Annotated in this window: 17 protein-coding genes; 10 read left to right on the plus strand and 7 right to left on the minus strand. The window is 52.7% G+C overall.

The genetic code is table 11. The features are described from left to right. Positions 1-10: 10 nt before the first annotated feature. On the minus strand, positions 11-562 hold the full coding sequence (gene ssuE / locus JGC47_RS06740) for an NADPH-dependent FMN reductase (protein ID WP_004156963.1): 552 nt from the start codon (positions 560-562) through the stop codon (positions 11-13). A 254-nt stretch (positions 563-816) separates the two neighbouring features. Here ssuE and pyrD point away from each other — a divergent pair, with 254 nt between their 5' ends. Both pyrD and JGC47_RS06750 read left to right on the plus strand, forming a co-directional pair. Then, positions 817-1,827, plus strand: a complete 1,011-nt coding sequence (gene pyrD / locus JGC47_RS06745) for a quinone-dependent dihydroorotate dehydrogenase (protein ID WP_004156966.1) — start codon at positions 817-819, stop codon at positions 1,825-1,827. A 184-nt stretch (positions 1,828-2,011) separates the two neighbouring features. Then, positions 2,012-2,557, plus strand: a complete 546-nt coding sequence (locus tag JGC47_RS06750) for a cell division protein ZapC (protein WP_004156968.1) — start codon at positions 2,012-2,014, stop codon at positions 2,555-2,557. Between the two features lie 15 nt (positions 2,558-2,572). Here JGC47_RS06750 and JGC47_RS06755 read toward each other — a convergent pair whose 3' ends face one another. Beyond that, complete coding sequence (locus JGC47_RS06755; protein ID WP_004156971.1) at positions 2,573-3,682, minus strand: YcbX family protein; 1,110 nt, start codon at positions 3,680-3,682, stop codon at positions 2,573-2,575. Between the two features lie 133 nt (positions 3,683-3,815). Between JGC47_RS06755 and rlmKL the strand changes: the two genes are divergently transcribed. The 6 genes from rlmKL (at position 3,816) to rmf (ending at position 11,777) form a co-directional block, all read left to right on the plus strand. Next, positions 3,816-5,933 (plus strand): bifunctional 23S rRNA (guanine(2069)-N(7))-methyltransferase RlmK/23S rRNA (guanine(2445)-N(2))-methyltransferase RlmL, encoded by a 2,118-nt coding sequence (gene rlmKL / locus JGC47_RS06760; RefSeq protein WP_004156973.1) that lies wholly within the window; start codon positions 3,816-3,818, stop codon positions 5,931-5,933. Between the two features lie 6 nt (positions 5,934-5,939). Next, positions 5,940-7,853: an ABC transporter ATP-binding protein gene (locus JGC47_RS06765; protein WP_004156974.1), complete on the plus strand. Its 1,914-nt coding sequence runs from the start codon at positions 5,940-5,942 to the stop codon at positions 7,851-7,853. Between the two features lie 18 nt (positions 7,854-7,871). Further along, positions 7,872-9,146 (plus strand): membrane integrity-associated transporter subunit PqiA, encoded by a 1,275-nt coding sequence (pqiA, locus tag JGC47_RS06770; protein ID WP_004156975.1) that lies wholly within the window; start codon positions 7,872-7,874, stop codon positions 9,144-9,146. Beyond that, entirely contained in the window at positions 9,133-10,773 is a 1,641-nt protein-coding gene (pqiB, locus tag JGC47_RS06775) for an intermembrane transport protein PqiB (RefSeq protein WP_004156977.1), read from the plus strand. Before pqiA ends, pqiB begins: the two co-directional genes overlap by 14 nt. Continuing rightward, positions 10,773-11,333 carry a membrane integrity-associated transporter subunit PqiC gene (gene pqiC / locus JGC47_RS06780; protein ID WP_004156978.1) on the plus strand — a complete coding sequence of 187 codons (561 nt, stop codon included), beginning with the start codon at positions 10,773-10,775 and terminating at the stop codon, positions 11,331-11,333. The genes pqiB and pqiC overlap by 1 nt, the downstream gene beginning before the upstream one ends. 276 nt (positions 11,334-11,609) lie before the next feature. Then, positions 11,610-11,777, plus strand: a complete 168-nt coding sequence (gene rmf, locus JGC47_RS06785) for a ribosome modulation factor (protein ID WP_004156979.1) — start codon at positions 11,610-11,612, stop codon at positions 11,775-11,777. Positions 11,778-11,852: 75 nt separating this feature from the next. On the opposite strand, the gene fabA is transcribed toward rmf, so the two are convergent. Together fabA and JGC47_RS06795 are read right to left on the minus strand one after the other, a co-directional pair. Continuing rightward, positions 11,853-12,371: a bifunctional 3-hydroxydecanoyl-ACP dehydratase/trans-2-decenoyl-ACP isomerase gene (fabA, locus tag JGC47_RS06790; RefSeq protein WP_004156980.1), complete on the minus strand. Its 519-nt coding sequence runs from the start codon at positions 12,369-12,371 to the stop codon at positions 11,853-11,855. 69 nt (positions 12,372-12,440) lie between these two features. Next, on the minus strand, positions 12,441-14,276 hold the full coding sequence (locus tag JGC47_RS06795) for an AAA family ATPase (RefSeq protein WP_004156981.1): 1,836 nt from the start codon (positions 14,274-14,276) through the stop codon (positions 12,441-12,443). A gap of 112 nt (positions 14,277-14,388) precedes the next feature. Here JGC47_RS06795 and matP point away from each other — a divergent pair, with 112 nt between their 5' ends. After that, positions 14,389-14,841: a macrodomain Ter protein MatP gene (gene matP, locus JGC47_RS06800; protein WP_004156982.1), complete on the plus strand. Its 453-nt coding sequence runs from the start codon at positions 14,389-14,391 to the stop codon at positions 14,839-14,841. Positions 14,842-14,930: 89 nt separating this feature from the next. On the opposite strand, the gene ompA is transcribed toward matP, so the two are convergent. Next, a complete protein-coding gene (gene ompA / locus JGC47_RS06805) occupies positions 14,931-15,998 on the minus strand; it encodes a porin OmpA (RefSeq protein WP_004156983.1) in 1,068 nt (355 codons plus the stop codon). Positions 15,999-16,347: 349 nt separating this feature from the next. Beyond that, positions 16,348-16,854: an SOS-induced cell division inhibitor SulA gene (gene sulA, locus JGC47_RS06810; protein WP_004156988.1), complete on the minus strand. Its 507-nt coding sequence runs from the start codon at positions 16,852-16,854 to the stop codon at positions 16,348-16,350. A 591-nt stretch (positions 16,855-17,445) separates the two neighbouring features. Between sulA and JGC47_RS06815 the strand changes: the two genes are divergently transcribed. Continuing rightward, positions 17,446-18,075, plus strand: coding sequence for a TfoX/Sxy family DNA transformation protein (locus tag JGC47_RS06815; RefSeq protein ID WP_004156989.1), 630 nt, complete (start codon positions 17,446-17,448; stop codon positions 18,073-18,075). On the opposite strand, the gene yccS is transcribed toward JGC47_RS06815, so the two are convergent. Then, positions 18,072-20,210 carry a YccS family putative transporter gene (gene yccS, locus JGC47_RS06820; protein WP_004156990.1) on the minus strand — a complete coding sequence of 713 codons (2,139 nt, stop codon included), beginning with the start codon at positions 20,208-20,210 and terminating at the stop codon, positions 18,072-18,074. The two genes, JGC47_RS06815 and yccS, sit on opposite strands and share 4 nt — an antisense overlap. Position 20,211 lies beyond the last annotated feature (1 nt).

The raw sequence follows: 20,211 nt of genomic DNA on the forward strand, positions 1-20,211 counted from the left end.
AATTTCCCTGTTATATGGCCGTGGCCAACGGCTGACGACGGCGTGCAAGCGCATGCCACAAGGTATCTACCGCCGCAGCTAAACGATCTGCTAACAGCGGCGACAGTTCAGGCTGGCGGTCGTAATGAGCGATCTGGCTGTCGTCAGCGAACACGCCATGCAAGACTTCCTGTGCTTTCAGTGCATTCAGCACCGGTTTTAGCGCGTAATCGACCGCCAGCATATGGGCAACGGTACCGCCGGTTGCCAGCGGTAGCACCACTTTGTGTTCCAGCGCGCGCTCGGGCAGCAGGTCGAGCAGCGTCTTCAACGCCCCGGCAAACGATGCCTTATACACCGGCGTGGCAATAATCAAACCGTCCGCAGACTGCAAATCTTCCGTTAATGCCTGCAGGGCGGGGGAATCGAAGCGGGCATATAACAGGTCTTCAGGATGAAAGTTATGCAAATTCCACGGAATAACCTCGACGCCGCGCTTTTCAAGCGCCTGTTGGCACAGTGTCAGTAATGCGGTAGAGCGCGAAGGAAAGCGGGGACTGCCTGCCAGAGTAATAACGCGCATAACTGCTCCTTATAACCAAAAATTATTGATTAAATGAATTCAGGGATTAACGGTCATATCCTGACAGAGCGGGTCGCAGCGCTTAAATGATTTATTCGGCAAATTTAAGCCGCTTTTCACATATGGCACCTGATGGGGCAGCGTTCAGACGCAAAATAAACGTTTTTTAGCCGCTTTTGCGCCTGGTCATTTCCCTTTAGCGTAGAAACCCGGATAATCCTTCTCCGATTTCCATCGGGACCCCGGGAGTGACCATGTATTACCCTTTTGTTCGTAAGGCGCTTTTTCAGCTCGACGCCGAGCGTGCGCATGAATTGACCTTGCAGCAGCTAAAACGCCTGTCAGGCACCCCCCTGAGCAGGCTGATCCAGCAGTCGCTGCCGTTTAAGCCGGTGACCTGCATGGGGCTAACCTTCAAAAATCCGCTTGGACTGGCAGCAGGTTTGGACAAAAACGGCGAATGTATCGAAGCGTTCGCCGCAATGGGCTTTGGCTTTATAGAGATCGGCACCGTCACCCCGCGCCCGCAGCCGGGTAATGACAAACCGCGCATGTTCCGCATTGTGGAAGCAGAAGGCATCATCAACCGCATGGGATTCAATAATCTCGGCGTGGATAATCTGGTTGAAAACGTCAAAAAAGCCCATTTCGACGGCATACTTGGCATTAATATTGGCAAAAACAAAGACACCCCGGTGGAGCAGGGCAAAGAGGATTATTTGGTTTGTATGGATAAAATCTATCCGTACGCCGGCTATATCACTGTCAATATCTCATCGCCCAATACCCCTGGCTTACGTACTCTGCAATACGGTGAAGCGCTGGATGATTTGTTAACAGCAATTAAAACCCGGCAGGGTGATTTACAAAAAATTCATCATAAATATGTGCCGGTAGCGGTGAAGATTGCCCCCGATCTGTCCGAAGACGAGTTGGTAAAGGTTGCTGACAGTTTAGTCCGCCATCATATTGATGGCGTGATAGCCACAAATACCACTCTTGAACGCGATCTGGTTAAGGGATTGAAGCATGCCGAAGAAGCCGGGGGGTTGAGTGGCCGACCGGTGCAGTCGCGCAGCACGGAAATCATTCGTCGACTGTCGGCTGAATTACAGGGCCGCCTTCCGATAATTGGCGTTGGGGGAATTGATTCGCTAATTTCAGCCCGCGAGAAAATGGCAGCAGGTGCTTCGCTGGTACAAATATATTCCGGTTTTATTTACAAAGGACCGGCGTTGATAAAAGAAATTGTGACCCATCTGTAACCAAATCACCGCTTAAATAAGCCAGGGGCTTTATTTTCGCCGCTGGCTCGTTTATATTTTCTCGAGTTAATGGCAAAAATCAGTATAAAAAAGTGTGCTGGCCTGCAGGAAATGTTCTCTGTCTGCTGAAAGCATCTAACTCCTTTCGGCTGTTTGTAACTTAGTATGAATACAGGAAGTTTTCATGAGGATTAAACCAGACGATAAATGGCGTTGGTTTTTTGACGCAGAGCGCGATCGCATGATGCTTGACCTTGCCAGCGGCATGCTGTTTCGTTCGCGCTTTTCGCGCAAGATGTTAACGCCTGACGCCTTTAGTGCTACGGGTTTCAGCGTTGATGACGCCGCACTGTTCTTCACCTTTGATGAATGCTGCCGTCAGGTGCAACTTAACGTCGACCAGCGTGCTGAACTGGTGCTGAACGCGCTGGTGGCGATGCGCTTTCTGAAACCCCTGATGCCTAAAAGCTGGCATTTTGACATCCATCATAAGGGGAACTGGTCTCCGGGACAGGGGCAACTGGTGTGCGTTAAGGTCTCTGAAAGTGGTGAACTGGCCAGTATGCTGGTGGTGGAGTCCGGTGAGAGCGCTTCACTCTGTTTGCTGGCACAGCCGCAGCTGAACATGGCAGAACGGACAATGTGGCTGGGTGATGCGATTAAAATCATGCATGACCGCCTGTTACCTCAGGCCAGATCTGAAGACTTGCGTTTTGCACACGCGGTTTGACCAGCCGCGCTGCCTCTAACGCAGCACCAGGTCGCTTGCCGGAATGCAGCTACAGCTCAGTAACGTTCCGTCCTTGCGCAGTGCATCCTTTTTCATTGGCTTGACCTCTCCGCTGACCAGCGTTATCGCGCAGCTGCCGCAGATGCCAGCCCGACAGGAATAGGGAACCCTTATTCCGCGCATTTCAAGCTGTTCGAGTAACACCTGCTGGTTATTGCCGGTGAAATGCTGCCCCTGCCAGTTTATGCTTACTTCACCTGGCGCATCGCTGGCGACATCAAGTGCTTCGTCGATCGGACCGCCTCCGTAAGCGCGCGCCGCGCGAGTGGCTAAGACCTCACACCGATCGCCAACGCGTAGCACGCCGCTGTTACGTGCCAGCAGATTGAGACCAAAATCAATATCGCCACTGCCGTCCAGCGCGCTACGAAAGCCTTGCAGGGTGTTCAGCGGTTCACCGCCCGGATGTCTGCGCCCGTGTCGGGTGCTGACCGTGGTCAATATGCAGCGGCTGCACGGTTTAGCCACATCGAAAATAACGTTGCCGATCTTCAGCGATGCCCAACTATCCTCCGCCCATGCGGTTGCCCCGCTAACGACCAGATTAGGGCGAAACTGCTCGATTTTGATGCCGGCCGGGCAGCGCTGCTGGACATCGCGCAGCGAAGCCTCGTTAATCAGCAGGTAAGGATAGCCATCGGCAAAACCCAGTGGAACCTGAGTGAACCGCTTCACCCGGCGTGTCATTTCAGGCCCCACCCAGCGCAGTTGCACCGGACGGGGGAAAAAACCGCTCAGCCACTGATTTATGCTGTCAGGCGCAATCAGGGCGGTAAACGCGCTGCCCCATACCCGGGTGGCGGCCGGAGTGGGCTGGAAGTCAGCAAAGCGCACGGTAGCGCTACTGCCATCAGGGGCGCTAAGATGCAGGCCGTCGACGATCATTGCCGGAGTGAACAGCACCATTTCCGGGTGCTGGCGCGCAGTGAGAAAAGTCCCATCCGCTTCAGTCAGCATACATATGCGGTCAAACGCCAGCCCGCTGGCTAATGCCCGGGCATGTGAAACCTGCATGCCGCGCATTGATTTGACCGGATGCACGAATAAACGTGTCAAACTGACCATCTGATTTCCTTGCTGTTCAACGCCCGACCAGACTTTTAGCAGGCTTTCTGCACTATAAAGACGCTAACTTTATGACATGAAGCCATGATTAGCTATAATGCGCAGCAATTTTATGATGACGATAAGTGAAGCTATGAATTCTCTGTTTGCCAGCACGGCGCGTGGGCTTGAAGAGCTGTTAAAAAGTGAACTGGAAGCGCTGGGGGCCGAAGGCTGCCAGATCGTTCAGGGCGGCGTACATTATCAGGTGAGCGATCGTCTGATGTATCAGAGTTTGATGTGGAGCCGTCTGGCGTCACGCATCCTGTTGCCGCTGACCGAATGCGCGGTTTACAGCGACCTCGATCTCTATCTTGGCGTGCAGGCGACAGACTGGCCGGCGATATTTGGCAGCGACAAAACCTTCGCCGTGCATTTCAGCGGGCTGAATGAGGTGATCCGCAACAGCCAGTACGGCGCATTGAAAGTGAAAGATGCGATTGTCGATAGCTTCACGCGTAAAAACTTGCCGCGCCCGAATGTTGATCGCGACCAGCCGGACATCCGCGTCAACGTCTGGCTGAATAAAGATACCGCCAGCATTGCACTGGATCTGAGCGGAGATGGCCTGCATCAGCGCGGCTATCGCCAGCAGACCGGGCAGGCGCCGCTGAAAGAGAATCTGGCTGCCGCTATCGTCTTACGTTCCGGCTGGCAGTCCGGCACGCCGCTGGTCGATCCGATGTGTGGCTCGGGTACGCTGCTGATTGAGGCGGCGATGATTGCCAGCGATCGCGCACCAGGGCTACAGCGTAAACACTGGGGATTCACCGGCTGGAACAAGTTCGACTCCTCGTTATGGAGCGACGTCACCCGTGAAGCCCAGGAACGTGCACGCCAGGGCATGGAGAATACAACCTCGCGCTTCTTTGGCTATGATAACGATGGCCGTATCATCGATCGCGCACGCATCAATGCCCGTAACGCCGGACTGAGTGAACTTATCCGCTTTACCTGCCAGGATGTGTTAAAGCTGACCAACCCTCTGCCGCAAGGCCCGGGCGGCACCGTCCTGAGCAACCCCCCTTACGGTGAACGTCTGGACAGCGAGCCGGCGCTCATTGCTTTGCATGGCCAGCTGGGGCGCATAATGAAAACCCATTTTGGTGGCTGGGATCTCTCTTTGTTCAGCGCATCGCCGGAACTGTTGAGCTGCCTGCAACTGCGCGCCGATCGGCAGTTCAAAGCCAAAAATGGCCCGCTGGACTGCGTACAGAAAAATTACCGGCTGGCGGAAAATCCGACGGGAGCACCCGCAGGACAGCTTGCGGAAGATTATGCTAACCGGCTGCGCAAAAACGTCAAAAAACTGGATAAGTGGGCGCGTCAGCAAGGCATTGAGTGTTATCGTGTCTATGACGCCGATTTGCCGGATTATAATGTCGCGGTCGATCGTTATGGCGACTGGGTGGTAATTCAGGAGTATGCACCGCCGAAGACTATCGATCCGGCTAAAGCACGCCAGCGTCTGTTTGATGTGATTTCCGCCACGCTCAGCGTGCTGGATTTGCCGGCGAATAAGCTGGTACTGAAAACCCGTGAAAAACAGAAAGGAAAAAATCAGTATCAGAAGCTGGGCGAGAAGGGCGATTTCTTTGAGGTGGCAGAGTTCAACGCGAAATTGTGGGTTAATCTGACTGATTATCTCGATACCGGCGTCTTCCTTGACCACCGTATCGCACGTAAAATGCTGGGGCAGATGAGCAAGGGCAAAGATTTCCTCAATCTGTTTGCTTATACCGGCAGCGCCAGCGTGCATGCTGGCCTCGGCGGTGCACGCAGTACCACCACCATTGATATGTCGCGCACCTATCTGGAGTGGGCAGAACGCAATATGCGCCTGAACGGCCTCTCCGGGCGTCAGCATCGTCTGATGCAGGCTGACTGCCTGAGCTGGCTGCGCGAGGCCGACGAGCAGTTTGACCTGATTTTCATCGACCCACCCACTTTCTCTAACTCCAAACGGATGGAAGAAAGCTTTGATGTTCAGCGCGATCACCTGGAGTTGATGAAGGACTTAAAACGTCTGCTGCGCAAAAATGGCACCGTGATGTTCTCTAACAATAAACGCGGTTTCAAAATGGACTTCGCCGGGCTGGCAGCTTTGGGCCTCGTGGCTAACGAGATCACCGCCAAAACGCAGTCGCAGGATTTTGCCCGCAACCGTCAAATTCATAACTGCTGGCTGATTACTCACGCCGGTAAGGAATAAGCTTTTATGTCACTTATCAGTATTCACGGCGCTTACCTCTCATTCAGCGACGCACCGCTATTGGACAACACAGAACTGCATATCGAAGAAAATGAGCGCGTATGTCTGGTCGGGCGCAACGGGGCGGGCAAATCCACCCTGATGAAAATCATCAACCGCGAACAGCCGCTGGATGACGGGCGCATTATTTACGAGCAGGATCTGGTTGTTGCGCGTTTGCAGCAGGATCCGCCACGTAACGTACAGGGTTCGGTGTATGACTTTGTTGCCGAAGGCGTTGAGGAACAGGCAGAGCACCTGAAAGCCTATCACGCTATTTCCCACCTGGTGATGGAAGATCCAAGCGACAAAAATCTCAATGAGATGTCCCGGCTACAGGCAATTTTGGATCATCAGAATCTGTGGCAGCTGGAAAGCCGTATTGATGATGTGCTGAAACAGATTGGTCTTGATGGCGACGCACAGCTGTCGTCGCTCTCTGGTGGCTGGCTGCGTAAGGCGGCGCTCGGGCGCGCGCTGGTGAGCAATCCAAAAGTGCTGATGCTCGATGAGCCAACCAACCACCTCGACATTGAAACCATCGACTGGCTGGAAACCTTCCTGAAAACCTTCCAGGGTAGCATCATTTTTATCTCGCATGACCGCTCGTTTATCCGCAACATGGCAACGCGCATTGTCGATCTCGATCGCGGAAAACTGGTTTCATGGCCGGGCGATTATGACCTCTACCTGACCAGCAAAGAAGAAGCGCTGCGCGTTGAAGAGATGCAAAACGCCGAATTTGACCGCAAGCTGGCTCAGGAAGAAGTGTGGATCCGTCAGGGCATTAAGGCGCGTCGCACGCGTAATGAAGGACGCGTGCGCGCATTGAAGGCATTACGTCGTGAACGTTCTGAGCGCCGCGAAGTGATGGGTAAAGCCAACATGCAGGTAGAAGAAGCGAGCCGCTCCGGCAAGATTGTCTTCGAACTGGAAAACGTCAGTTACGCCATTGCCGGGAAGCAGCTGGTGCGTGATTTCTCACGTCAGGTGCAGCGTGGGGATAAAATTGCCCTGATTGGCGCTAACGGCTGCGGTAAAACCACGCTGCTGAAACTGATGCTCGATCAGCTAAAAGCGGACAGCGGACGGGTACACATTGGTACCAAACTGGAAGTGGCTTATTTCGACCAGCACCGCGCCGAACTGGATCCGGATCGCACCGTGATGGACAACCTGGCGGAAGGTAAACAGGAAGTGATGGTCAACGGCAAGCCGCGCCACGTTCTGGGTTACCTGCAGGAGTTCCTGTTCCATCCCAAACGCGCCATGACGCCGGTGCGTGCGTTATCAGGCGGGGAGCGTAACCGCCTGCTGCTGGCGCGACTGTTTCTGAAGCCGAGCAACCTGCTGATCCTCGATGAACCCACCAACGATCTCGACGTGGAAACGCTTGAGTTGCTGGAAGAATTAATTGATGGCTATCAGGGCACGGTTCTGCTGGTGAGCCACGACCGCCAGTTTGTTGATAATACCGTAACCGAATGCTGGATCTTCGAAGGAAACGGCGATATCGGAGCCTTTGTCGGTGGTTATCATGATGCGCAGCTGCAACGCCGTGCCTGGAAGGAGAATCGCGCTGCGGCCAATGTCAGCAATGTCGCCACGCCACAGACCAGTGCGAAACAGGAGACGGTAAAAAAACCGTCAGCTAAGTTAAGCTACAACCTGCAACGGGAGCTGGAGCAGCTGCCGAAGAAGATGGAAGAGCTGGAAGCGAAACTGCACGCTTATCAAGCTCAGGTTGCAGATGCGAACTTTTTCAATCAGCCTCGTGACCTCACTCAACCGGTGCTGGATGCGCTGGCGAGCTGTGAGCAGGAGTTGGAAGTCGCTTTCGAACGTTGGGAATATCTGGAGTCGTTACAAAACGGCGGCTAGCAAGACAGAGGGTGAAATATGTGTTCGTCGCACCATACGCATCAATGGATGCTTTGTCCGCAGTGTGACCTGATGACACAGTTGCCCGACATCCGGCCGGGCAGCAAGGCGAGCTGCCCGCGTTGTCATACCACACTTCAGTCTAACTGGGTTGAGCCGCGTAAGCGGCCTACTGCCTACGCACTGGCAGCGCTGATTATGTTAGTGCTGGCAAATCTGTTTCCTTTCATTAATATGCAGGTTGCGGGACTGAGCAGCGAGATCACGCTGGTCCGCATACCTCAGGTAATGGTGAGCGACAGCTACAGCAGTCTGGCCACGATGTTTCTGCTTTTTGTTCAGGGGGTTCCTGCCTTCTGTATGTTGACGATCCTGCTGCTGGTAAATTCAGCGCGTATACCGTTGGCGCTGAAACGTGCGATGGCGCGAGTGCTGTTTCATCTCAAAAACTGGGGCATGGCCGAGATTTTCCTCGCCGGGGTACTGGTGAGCTTTGTTAAGCTGATGGCCTACGGCGATATTGGCATTGGCACCAGCTTTATTCCCTGGTGCCTGTTTTGCCTGCTGCAACTCCGGGCATTTCAGTGTATCGACCGCCGCAACCTGTGGTTGCGGATTGGCCCTTTGCCATCGCTGCCCGTTAAGCCGCAGCCAGGGGTAAGCGGCTTGCGTCAGGGGTTGCGCTCCTGCCGCTGCTGTACCGCAGTGCTGCCGGGGGACACGTTAGCCTGTCCGCGTTGTGAAACCCGCGGTCATCCCCGGCGCAAACACAGCCTGCAGTGGACGCTGGCGTTACTGTTGACCTCGATGCTGCTCTATATCCCGGCCAACCTGATGCCAATAATGATCACTGAAGCGCTTGGCAATAAAATCACTTCAACCATTATGGCTGGCGTCATTCTGCTGTGGAGCGAAGGCTCCTATCCGGTGGCGCTGGTGATTTTCATCGCCAGCATCATGGTGCCGTCGTTAAAAATGATCGCCATTGGCTGGTTATGCTGGGATGCCAACGGGCAGAGCAGTAATGGCCAGGACAGCGAACGTATGCACAAAATTTACGAAGTGGTGGAGTTTGTCGGGCGCTGGTCGATGATTGATGTCTTTGTTATCGCCGTGCTGTCAGCCCTGGTTCGCATTGGACGATTAATGAATATCTATCCCGCTATCGGTGCGCTGTTATTCGCGCTGGTGGTGATCCTGACAATGTTTGCCGCAATTACGTTTGATCCCCGTCTCACCTGGGACCGGGTTAGAGAAAAGAGTGCTGAGGAGCCTGCAAGTGACGGACAATAACCACGCGACCGCCAGGGTGGATCAGATCAAACGCTGGTCACCGGTGTGGATCATCCCCCTTGTTACCGTGCTGATCGGGGCATGGATCATTTTTTACCATTTCAGCCATCAGGGGCCGGAGGTGACTTTAATCACCACCAATGCCGAAGGTATCGAAGGCGGGAAAACTAAGATCAAAAGTCGCAGCGTTGATGTCGGAGTGGTTGAAAGCGCCGTTCTGACTGACGATTTGCATCATGTGGAAATAAAGGCACGGCTCAATTCCGGCATGGAAAAACTTTTGCGCTCGGACAGTGCTTTTTGGGTGGTGAAACCGGCGATAGGCAGCGAAGGGGTTACCGGGCTGGGTACGCTGCTATCCGGTGTGTATATTGAGCTACAGCCAGGCGCGAAAGAAGAGAAAGCGGAGCAATATGCCTTGTTAGACACGCCGCCGCTGGCACCCCCGGATGCCAAAGGCATTCGTATTACCCTGGACAGCGAGAAAGCCGGGCAGCTGAAAGCTGGCGATCCGGTGCTTTTCCGTGGTTATCGAGTGGGGTCGGTAGAGACCAGCGCTTTTGATGCTGATAAGCGCATGATGACCTATCAGCTGTTTATTGCGGCACCCTACGATCGGCTGGTGACTACCAATGTCCGTTTCTGGAAAGACAGCGGCATTGCGGTGGATATGTCTGCTTCCGGAATGCGCGTCGAAATGGGATCGCTGACCACGCTGTTCAGCGGTGGGGTCAGCTTCGATATCCCCGATGGATGGGAGTCCGGCACCTCGGCAGAAAACAAAGCGGAATACCGTCTGTTCAATGACCAGCGCAGCATTCAGGACTCGCTGTACAGCGTACATAAAGATTTCCTGCTGTTCTTTAATGATTCAGTTCGTGGCCTGCAGAAAGGTGCGCCGGTTGAATTCCGTGGCATTCGCCTCGGAACAGTGGCAGAAGTCCCCTTCACCATGCCGGGCATCGCCCAGCGTCTGAATAATGATTTCCGCATTCCGGTTCTGATCCGCATTGAGCCAGATCGTTTCAAGACTCAGCTTGGTACAGATTTCAACTTTGAGCAGCATCTGAAAGATGGCGTCGCTGCCGGTCTGCGCGCTTCGCTAAAGTCTGCTAACCTGCTAACCGGGGCGCTATATATTGACCTGGATTTCTATAATAACGCTAAACCGGTCTCCAGTCCGGCGACCTTTGCCCAATATAGTGTGATCCCCACGGCGAGTGGCGGTCTGGCGCAAATTCAGCAGAAGTTGATGGAATCACTGGACAAGATTAACCACCTTCCGTTGAACCCACTGTTGAATGAAGCCGCAGGCACGCTGAAAGAGAGCCAGCGTACGCTTAAAGAGCTGCAAAAAACGCTGGATAATCTTAACCAGCTTACTTCCAGCCAGTCGATGAAAGAGCTACCTGCAGATATGCAGAGCACCTTGCGTGAGCTGAATCGAAGTATGAAGGGCTTCCAGCCTGGTTCGCCAGCCTATAACAAAATGGTGGGCGATATGCAGCGCCTCGATCAGGTACTGCGCGAGTTACAGCCGGTACTGAAGACGCTGAACAACAAAAGTAACGCGCTGGTGTTTGAAGCTGAACCTGGCCGGGACCCACAGCCGAAGAGAGCGAAATAATGATGAAATGGATCCCCTTAGCTCTGGCCCTGCTGCTAAGTGCCTGTAGCGAAACCCCGAAAACGGTTTATTACCAGCTACCGATGGCGGCGACCCGCGCTGCCGTCAGCAGTCCCTCGGTTACACAACCGCTTTGGGTCGAGCGGGTAACGGTACCTGATTATCTGGCAGGTAATGGTGTGGTTTACCAAAGCAATGATGTGCAGTACGTTATTGCTGCGAATAATCAGTGGGCCAGTCCGCTGGACCAGCAGTTACAACAAACGCTGATCGGCAATCTCAGTGCCGCATTGCCGGGGGCGTTGATCTCCTCTGCGCAACCTGGCCAGCAGCATGACACGCTGACCGTTTCCGTCCATGATTTTCACGGCCGTTATGATGGTCACGCGGTAGTCAGAGGTGAATGGATCCTCGAACACAACGGCAAACTGTTTAAACAGCCATTTAATATGACGCTGCCGCAGAAAGAAGATGGTTATGACGATCTGGTCAGAACGCTTGCCGCAGGCTGGCAACGGGTAGCGGTGCAGGTGGCTAATGAGATAATTCGCCAACAATAGCCAGTTAATTAACCAGGCTAAACCTTTGATTGTTGCGCATTGATATGGCTGCACAATCAAAGGTTTTTTTGTTTCTAATCAAAGTGCTGCATTTTTATTACACCCTTTAACCGGCCAGAAAAAATCTAAGCGCGTTTCACAAAAATGACACTGGAGTGAAATTTGTGCGTTGATTTTTGTGGTCAGTCGAGGTAGAAATTAAGCGTGGTTGCTCGTTAAGTAACCACTGTTTTCTTTCCACCTGATTCCACCAGACTAAAATGAGGGAAACGCGGCATGAAGAGACAGAAACGAGACCGTCTTGATCGGGCACATTCTCGAGGTTATCACGCAGGGATTACCGGGCGCTCAAAGGAGATGTGTCCTTATCAATTGCTGGATGCTCGATCTCATTGGTTGGGAGGCTGGCGACAGGCCATGGAGGACAGGACGGTTACCGCGTAACGCCTGTTATCGAAAAGGAAGAACCTCCGCTGCTGCGGAGGTTTTCGTTTGCCTGTTGTGCAGGATAACGTCCTGTCAAAAGGCGGCGGTATCTTTAAACAGGCCAACTTTCAGATCGCTGGCGGTGTAAATCACTTCGCCATCAACCAGCACTTCACCGTCAGCCACGCCCATTACCAGCTTGCGGTTGATTACGCGCTTGAAATGAATGCGGTAGGAAACTGTCTTTGCCGTTGGCAACACCTGGCCTGTGAACTTCACTTCACCCACGCCCAGCGCGCGGCCTTTCCCTTCACCACCTAACCAGCCAAGGTAGAAACCAACCAGCTGCCACATGGCATCAAGACCCAGGCAGCCAGGCATTACCGGGTCGCCGATGAAATGGCAGCCGAAGAACCACAGGTCCGGGTTGATATCCAGTTCTGCTTCAACAAAGCCCTTGTCATAGTTGCCGCCGTCTTCGGTCATTTTAACCACGCGGTCCATCATCAACATATTACCAGATGGCAATGGCGGGCCACCTGCGCCAAAAAGTTCACTGCGACCTGAAGCAATCAGGTCTTCTTTTGTATAGGAATCGCGTTTATCAACCATATTCTAACTATGCCTTATTTAAGTAATTTTTTGCATCTGAGCTTACAGTTGTAAGCAGAACAAGTCCGATCAACTTCGATTGAACCAGTTAAACCAGCGCTGGGGCCACGGACGGTGCCGGGCATCCTGCAAGGTAATTTGTGCGATGCGCTCCTGTATAGACTGGAGCAGGCAGGGACCCTGCTCCTTATCCCATTCTTTGCCGGTCAACAACGGCAGGGCTTCATCAACACTTGATACCGCCCACAGATGGAATTTACCCTCACGCACAGCATCAACCACTTCCTGCTGTAGCGAAAGATGACGAATGTTGGCGGCAGGGATGATGACACCCTGATTGCCGCTAAGCGTACGTTGATTGCAGATGTGGAAAAAACCTTCAATTTTTTCATTCACTCCGCCTACGGGCTGCACGCGACCGAACTGGTCGACGGAACCTGTCACCGCAATCTGCTGGTTAATTGGTTGTAGCGCAAGGGCGCTGATAAGTGCACAGAGTTCAGCAAGCGAAGCGCTGTCGCCATCGACTTCTGAATAGGACTGTTCAAATACCAGTGATGCTGAAAACGGCAGCTGCTGCTCAAGCTCCAGCTCTGCGATCAGCCAGGACTGCATGATCATCATGCCTTTAGCATGAATATTGCCGCCAAGCTCGGCCTTACGCTCCACGTCAGTGAACTCGCCATCGCCAACGTGCACCACGCAGCTGATGCGCGATGGTTCACCAAACGCACGCGGATGCCCGGGAAACTCCATCACTGACAGGGCATTAATCTGACCAATCATCTCGCCTTCAGTTTCGATCAGAATTTGTTCCTGCAGGATTTCATCGCGCATCCGTTCGGCCAGGAAGCCCTCCCGCCATTCGCGGGTGTTCAGGGCATCCTGCAGGTTTTCCGCATTCAGGGTAACGCCGTTACTGTACAGCGCGGCCTCCTGAAGCTGACGTCCTAACCACTCCGGGTCCAGCGGGAGCGTATCCTGGTCGCCGGTGTAACGTGCAGCTTCACGGATCAAAACCGGCCACAAATCAGCGGCAGGAGCAGGGCAATCAAGACTTTCTGCAACGCTTTGTACCCACATCAGCCAATGATTGAAATCTTCATCATCTGCCAGTTGAATATTATCCTCGAACTCACTGTATAGTGACATGCTGGCCAGCTCAGGCTCCATATCCTGGAAGTCGGCCAGAGCATCGCGCTCACCGATAAGTACCAGGCGGAACTGCACAGGCATTGATGGAATATCCAGCGGAAGAGGACGGGTTTCGTCCTGGGAAAGCCAGTCATATCGTTGATTGACGAGGATCCGTTTCAGACGCAGCCACATTAACGGCTGTGCAAGCAGGGTACGCAGAGACAGGATCAGTACGCCGCCGTTGACGCGGTGAATGACGCCAGGCGTCAGGGAAATGGTGGACTGATGGACGCGCACGCAACCAAAAAGCTGCTCGGGTTCGATCCAGTCAGCCTGACAGATGCCCCCTTCGCTGGCGAAATTATCACTGACTGCTTGCGCCTTATGAAAGCTGACCTGGCGTGACGAGACTTCATAACGTCCACCCCAGATCGTCGGCGAAGCGTCTTCATTACTCTCTGCCATCGAAGACAACATATTCTGCAGTAACGTCAGGTAGACAGCGCTTTCGGGACTTTTGACCAGCATTAACGGCACTTTTGCCCGGGTTTGCAGTAACAGATTCAGGCCATTACACAGCCTTGGCTGAACGGCGTCAAAGCAAGCGGCGTCGGTGGCCTGGTTTTGCAAAGACAGGTGCTGGAAGCGTTCGGTATTGGGCTGTAGGGCGCGCCACTCTAATCGGTAGTTGGTCAAAGTTATCGTTTTTTCTGAAAAGAATAAAAGCGGCATTATACTTGATTCAGTCCCGTTAAGCACCGAAGACATGTGCTTTGCTGCGGGCTGATGTCATAATCCTGAGCCTGACTCTGTTTTCTTTGAGGCCACATGAAAAAAAACTGTTATTCTTAAACGGTTATATAGTCAGCATGAGATCCCGATGAAATATCAACAGCTGGAAAATCTTGAAAGCGGGTGGAAATGGAAATACCTGGTCAAAAAACATCGTGAAGGTGAATTGATTACGCGCTATATCGAATCAAGCGCGGCGCAGGAAGCCGTCGACGAACTGTTGCAAATGGAGAACCGGCCGATTGATGTGTTGCAGTGGATAACCCTGCATATGAGTCCGGCGCTGGAAAACCGGATGAAACAGACTATCCGTGCACGGCGTAAGCGTCATTTCAACGCAGAACATCAGCATACCCGCAAGAAGTCGATAGATCTGGAATATCTGGTGTGGCAACGTCTGGCCGCGCTGGCTCAACGTCGGGACAGTACGTTATCTGAAACCATCGTGCAGTTAATAGAAGATGCCGAGCGCAAAGAGCAATATGCCAGTCAAATGTCTTCGCTGAAGCAAGATTTGCAGGCAATCCTCGGTAAACCCTGAAGCGAAAACGGCCTGGCCTTGCCCTTTAGTGCACTTATTCAAACAAAAAAAAACCCCGCCGCTGCGGGGTTTTTTCAAAACGAAGCGACTTAAGCCTGTGGCTGGGTCACAACGTCTTTGATGCCTTTAACCTGAATCTCTACGCGACGGTCTGGCGCCAGGCAGTCGATCAGGGCTTTACGGCCTTTCACGCTGTCACAGGTGTTGCCAGTAACAGGGTTAGATTTACCCTCGCCACGTGCAGAGATCTTGTTAGAAGGGATGCCTTTAGAGACGAGGTAGTCCACTACAGACTGAGCACGTTTCTCAGACAGTTTCTGGTTGTACTGCTCTGAACCGATACGGTCAGTGTAGCCCAGTACAACAACAGAACCATCTTTAGGATCCAGATTGCTCAACTGAGTATACAGCTGATCCAGAGCCTGCTGACCTTCTGGTTTCAGAGTAGATTTGTTGAAAGTGAACAGCACGTCAGACTTCAGGGTGAAACGCTTGGTTTCTACAACTGGAGCCGGAGCTGGCGCTGGAGCAACAACTGGCGCTGCTTCATCCTGGCCGAAACGGTAGGAAACACCAACGCTCAGCATAGAGTTGTCAGGACGCGCACCAACGGTACCTGCATCACCAATGTTGTTAACCCACTGGTAGTCCAGACGGGTTGCCCAGTTTTTGGTCACTGCATATTCAACACCAACGGCTGCCAGTGGAGAAACACCGGTATCGTGGTTGCTGATGCGACCATAGGTTGGGTTAGTCTGAGTTGCGTCAGCGCGCCATACCATACCACCCAGACGGGTGTACACGTCCAGATCGTCAGCTATTGGGTAGCTTAACTTGGCTGCCATCTGAATGCCCTGAGCTTTGAAGGCACCGTTGGTGACGTCGCCTTTGTTAGGCATACGGCCCAGCCAGTCATAGCCCAGCTCGAAACCAAGGTACTGGTTAGCCTGATAGCCAAGGAATGCACCAGCACCCAGTTGGCTTTCGTGAGTTGGGCCATCGTTGTTTTCGTAACCGTTACCGTAGTAACCAGTATCATGGTACTGAGACCAGCCCAGCTTACCACCGGTGTACCAGGTGTCATCTTTAGGGGCGGCCTGCGCTACGGTAGCGAAGCCAGCCAGTGCCACTGCAATTGCGATAGCTGTCTTTTTCATTTTTGCGCCTCGTTATCATCCAAATAGGCAATGAGCTTAAAATTAGCTCTTTGGTTTAATCCTTCGCCGGGTTGTTGAGCTCGATTATGACTCTTCCAAAAAATGGAGGTTATTGAGCACCCTGGCGAGCTAAAGTCTACAACGTACCAGCAAACTTACAAGTACGATGTGATGATGCTCAGCAAAAAAAAAGGGCTTCATACACAAATTTTAACATTTAAGAGTGAATTTTTTGCTAAAAAAAGGGTCACGAATAACAGCTAAACCATTGTCCCGCCGCGCCCTGACTAAATCCGTCACACGGTAGAGGTTTGTTGAAAAAAATTTATTAGAAAACTTTCGTTTTTACTTAATGATACAAACTTGATTGAATTCTTAAGCCATTTAAAGGTCCGACTGACGGCGAATCATTGCATTCCGATCTCATAATCAGCCCCAACGCCTGGCCAGACTTAGCTGCTTGCTGCAAACGCTTACGCTCAGTCTCAGATATTTCTTCCGCCAGCCAGCCCAAAACAACACTATAGTTCCCCGTTTGTAAGGCTCGGATCATCGCCTCTACGGTAGTAATGGCACCGCAATAGGGTGACTGCATCACTTTGTCCAAAGGAAGCCCGGAACGCAGTAACCAGTCGCGACTGAGTTTCTGTTGTGACGTTAGCCATAATTGCCAGCGAGATTGCGTACCCAGTTGCTGCAACAGCGGCAGCAGCAATAACTGCGTCATACCAGGGTGATCCTCATTATAAATTAGTTCGCTGATCAGGCCGTTGGCACAGACCGATGTAGGGATCACCGATGTTGAAACGTGCTGATTGCATTTGACGGATTGATTTTTAATGAAATGAGTACGCATAAGGTCTTCGCTCACCAGTTGACTGTATGGATATACAGTATAGTGCGGTTGAGTAAAGATCAACCTTAATCTCAGGTTTTAAAGCGCCAAACCGGGTTGATTCAGTCGATCCATTGTCCCCTGTGCCTGTTAAGGCGGCGCTATCTTGTTCACGCGGTGAGCAATAATCGATAGTGCTGGATTAACAAACCCATGCGGACATCATTTGCCTTACCTCTGTGTATGCGCGACATCGCTATAAACAACTTCAGATGTATTATTAAATATCACCGTCCACGCCGTATGCGATCCCAAAGCAAGGTATTGCTAATCATCACCGTTTAGCCTTAAGGCGGATGTCATAAACGCGCGTACCTACAATTTTTCTACAGCCCTGCATGGCAGAAGTAAACGGTGGCGCTCTGTACAAAATTCGGCAGTTACCAGCGCATTTCACTGTTGCCAGACGTTTTTTCGTAACGTCTCGCAAAATCACAATGTAAACCAGCCGGAGGCGATTTATTGATTGAACCCGTAATGAAGATTGCATACTTTCTAAAACGCAAATTGGAGAGGGATATACGCATTTTCTATTCGATACAGGGAGAGATCATGGATTGTTCAAGGCGTAAGACGGAAGAGGCTAAACAGCGGTTGGCCGGGCTTGGTGAAGTCAAGTCACGTACACAGTTTGGCGGATATTGCCTGTCAGTGGAGAAAACTGTTTTTGCGGTGGTGGCAGAGGGGGAATTGTATTTGCGCGCCTGTGAGCAGGTGCAGCCCTACATAACCGAGCGCAGGATGGAAGCCCTAAGCCTGAACAAGCGCGGCGTGCCGGTAGAGCTGAACTATTATCGTGTTGACCGGGCGCTATGGTCCGACAATGACCTGCTGCTGGCATTCTCGCAGCTCTGTCTGCTGGGCGCGCGCAGGCAGCAGGAGGACCGGCAAAACAACCGCAGACTCAAGGATTTACCCAATATGGGCATTCGTATGGAGATGCTTCTGCGTCAGGTCGGTATTTCCAGTATTGAAATGTTGGTACAGCAGGGTGCGAAGCGCAGCTGGCTCCGACTTCACGCATGTAACAAAAATTTGGGGCTAACCGTACTTCTGGCACTGCAAGGTGCCATAGTCGGACGGCATTACGAAGCGCTGCCGCTGGCGGTGAAAGAAGAGCTGCGCAGCTGGTTTCACCAACATGCGCAGTGGGAAGCAAATAAGCAGCATTCAGGAAATTAGCCGCGCAGTGAGAGATCGTTTTTTAGCTTTGCAATCTCCGGTAAAAGAGCCACCAGCAGGCCCAGCTGCTGCAACACCAGTGGCTCTTTCGTTTCCGTATCAGTCTCGCTTTGCTGAATACGCGCGGCCAGGCTGTCCATCATCTGTTTCGTCTTGTTCGCGTCCACTGTTTCAGTATGCAGAACATCATTAACGTAGCTTACGGTGTCATCCATCAGCTGGAGCAGGGCGGCATTTTCCAGCTTTTCACGGTGTGCTCCCAGGGCAGAAATATAGCTGAGAAATGAATGATTGAGGCATAACAGCCTGAAAGCCGTTTCACGGAGGGCGAGGCCCGCTTTATTTTCAACTGACAAGTTAGACACTACTGAGGCCAGTTCAGCATCGCCATTGTGGGCATCGCGCCGTGCAATACGATAATCCAGACCATTATCCTTGCCTTGCTGGTACTGCAACATAATCGCGTCCAGATAACGGCAGTTTGCATATAACGAATGTCCGGCCACGGCAGGAAGCCGACGAAAATGCCAGTCAGGCCAGATAAAGGCCACAGCCAGCCAGGCGATGCCGCAGCCGATAAGCGTGTCAACAATACGCGGTATCGCTACTTCAAAGCCTTCACCCAACAGGTTAAAACAAAATAATACCAGCAGGGTGATAAACGTTGTTGCATGAGCATACTGGACATGGCGGAAAACAAAGAAAAGCACCCCGGAGACGACGATCAGTATGAGTTGCCCCTCAGTTGAAGGCACCAGCCATAATAGCGGCAACCCAAGCACTATCCCCGCCAGCGTGCCGATAATGCGTAGCGCCAGGCGACGACGCGTGGCGTTATAGTTTGGCTGGCAGACAAACAAACTGGTCAACAATATCCAATACCCGTGATTAAGATCGATAATTTGGATCAGGCCGTACCCGGTACACAATAAAAGCGAAAGGCGAACCGCATGACGAAACAACGGCGACTCCGGGCTGAGATGACGGCTCAGACGTAAGCGAATATCGCTCCAGCCAGTCAGACCTTCGCTTGAAAGCGTATGATTATGCTGTGCGCTCCCTTCAGCCAGAATTTGTTCAGATTCTATGGTTGCCAGCTGGGCATCAATCGCTTTTAGATTGTTAAGCAGGTAGTTCATCGCTTTAACTTCGCTGCTGCCGGGCTGTTGGCTTGCCAGACGCTGCATGGCGGCGTAAAGACGGGCAAAGACCCGATCAAAATGGGGATTGTGATGCCAGGGCTCACGCAGCAGGATAGTGCGCGAAAGCTGCTGGCATGCCTGAGCCTGGAGCGTCAACAGGCGCTGAAAGCGGAACAGGATATCGCTGTCCCCCCATGCTTCACGCAGCGCGTGATACTGGACATGGGATGAGCTGGCGCGTTCATGGATGTCTTGCGCGACGAAATAGTAATGCAGGGTGCGCCGCGTGCCCCGTTGCCCGCGGTCACCGCGCAGCCGCGACTGAATTGAAGCTTTAGCCTGATTCAGCTGCATCACCAGCTGGCTGTTAGCCATTGCCATATCGACCAGCGTCTGACGATCGTCGTCTCCAAGGTCGGGGTCAAACAGGCTGGCCTTAGCTTCAAGGTAACCGGCCAACAGGTAAAAGCAGCGCGAGATGCTCTCCTGCAACGGGCGAATGGGAAACAACAGATGCCCTGCCAGCGTCAGCAGGTTGTACCAGACCGCGCCCAATAGCAGCAGGGCAGGTTGCACATACCACTGTGGAAACAGATCAATCCCCAGCATGGTATAGATAGCGATCAGTAGCGCCCCGAAGGCGATGGTCGCATAGCGCGGGCCCAGGGCCCCCAGCAAAATAAATCCCCAACCAGACATAGCAAGGCCAATAATAAACAGCCAGGGATAGGGGAATAACAGTTCGACCGAAACGGAAGCAATACAAAAACAGATCAGCGTGATGATGAGGTTGCGCAATCTGCCACTCAGACGGTCGTCAAGATCGGTCAGCGCTGCTGCCACTGCGCCCAGCGTCAGCGGAATGGTCCAGATTACCTGATCCAGCCACCAGGGTAGAAAAGCGGTTCCGGCCAGTGCCAGGGTAATTCGAATAGGGTATAGCCAGGCACTGTTGTAAGCGCGGCGGCGCAAGTTGTCGATCACCATGAACATA

The organism is Erwinia amylovora (genome assembly GCF_017161565.1).
GTDB classification, from domain to species: domain Bacteria; phylum Pseudomonadota; class Gammaproteobacteria; order Enterobacterales; family Enterobacteriaceae; genus Erwinia; species Erwinia amylovora.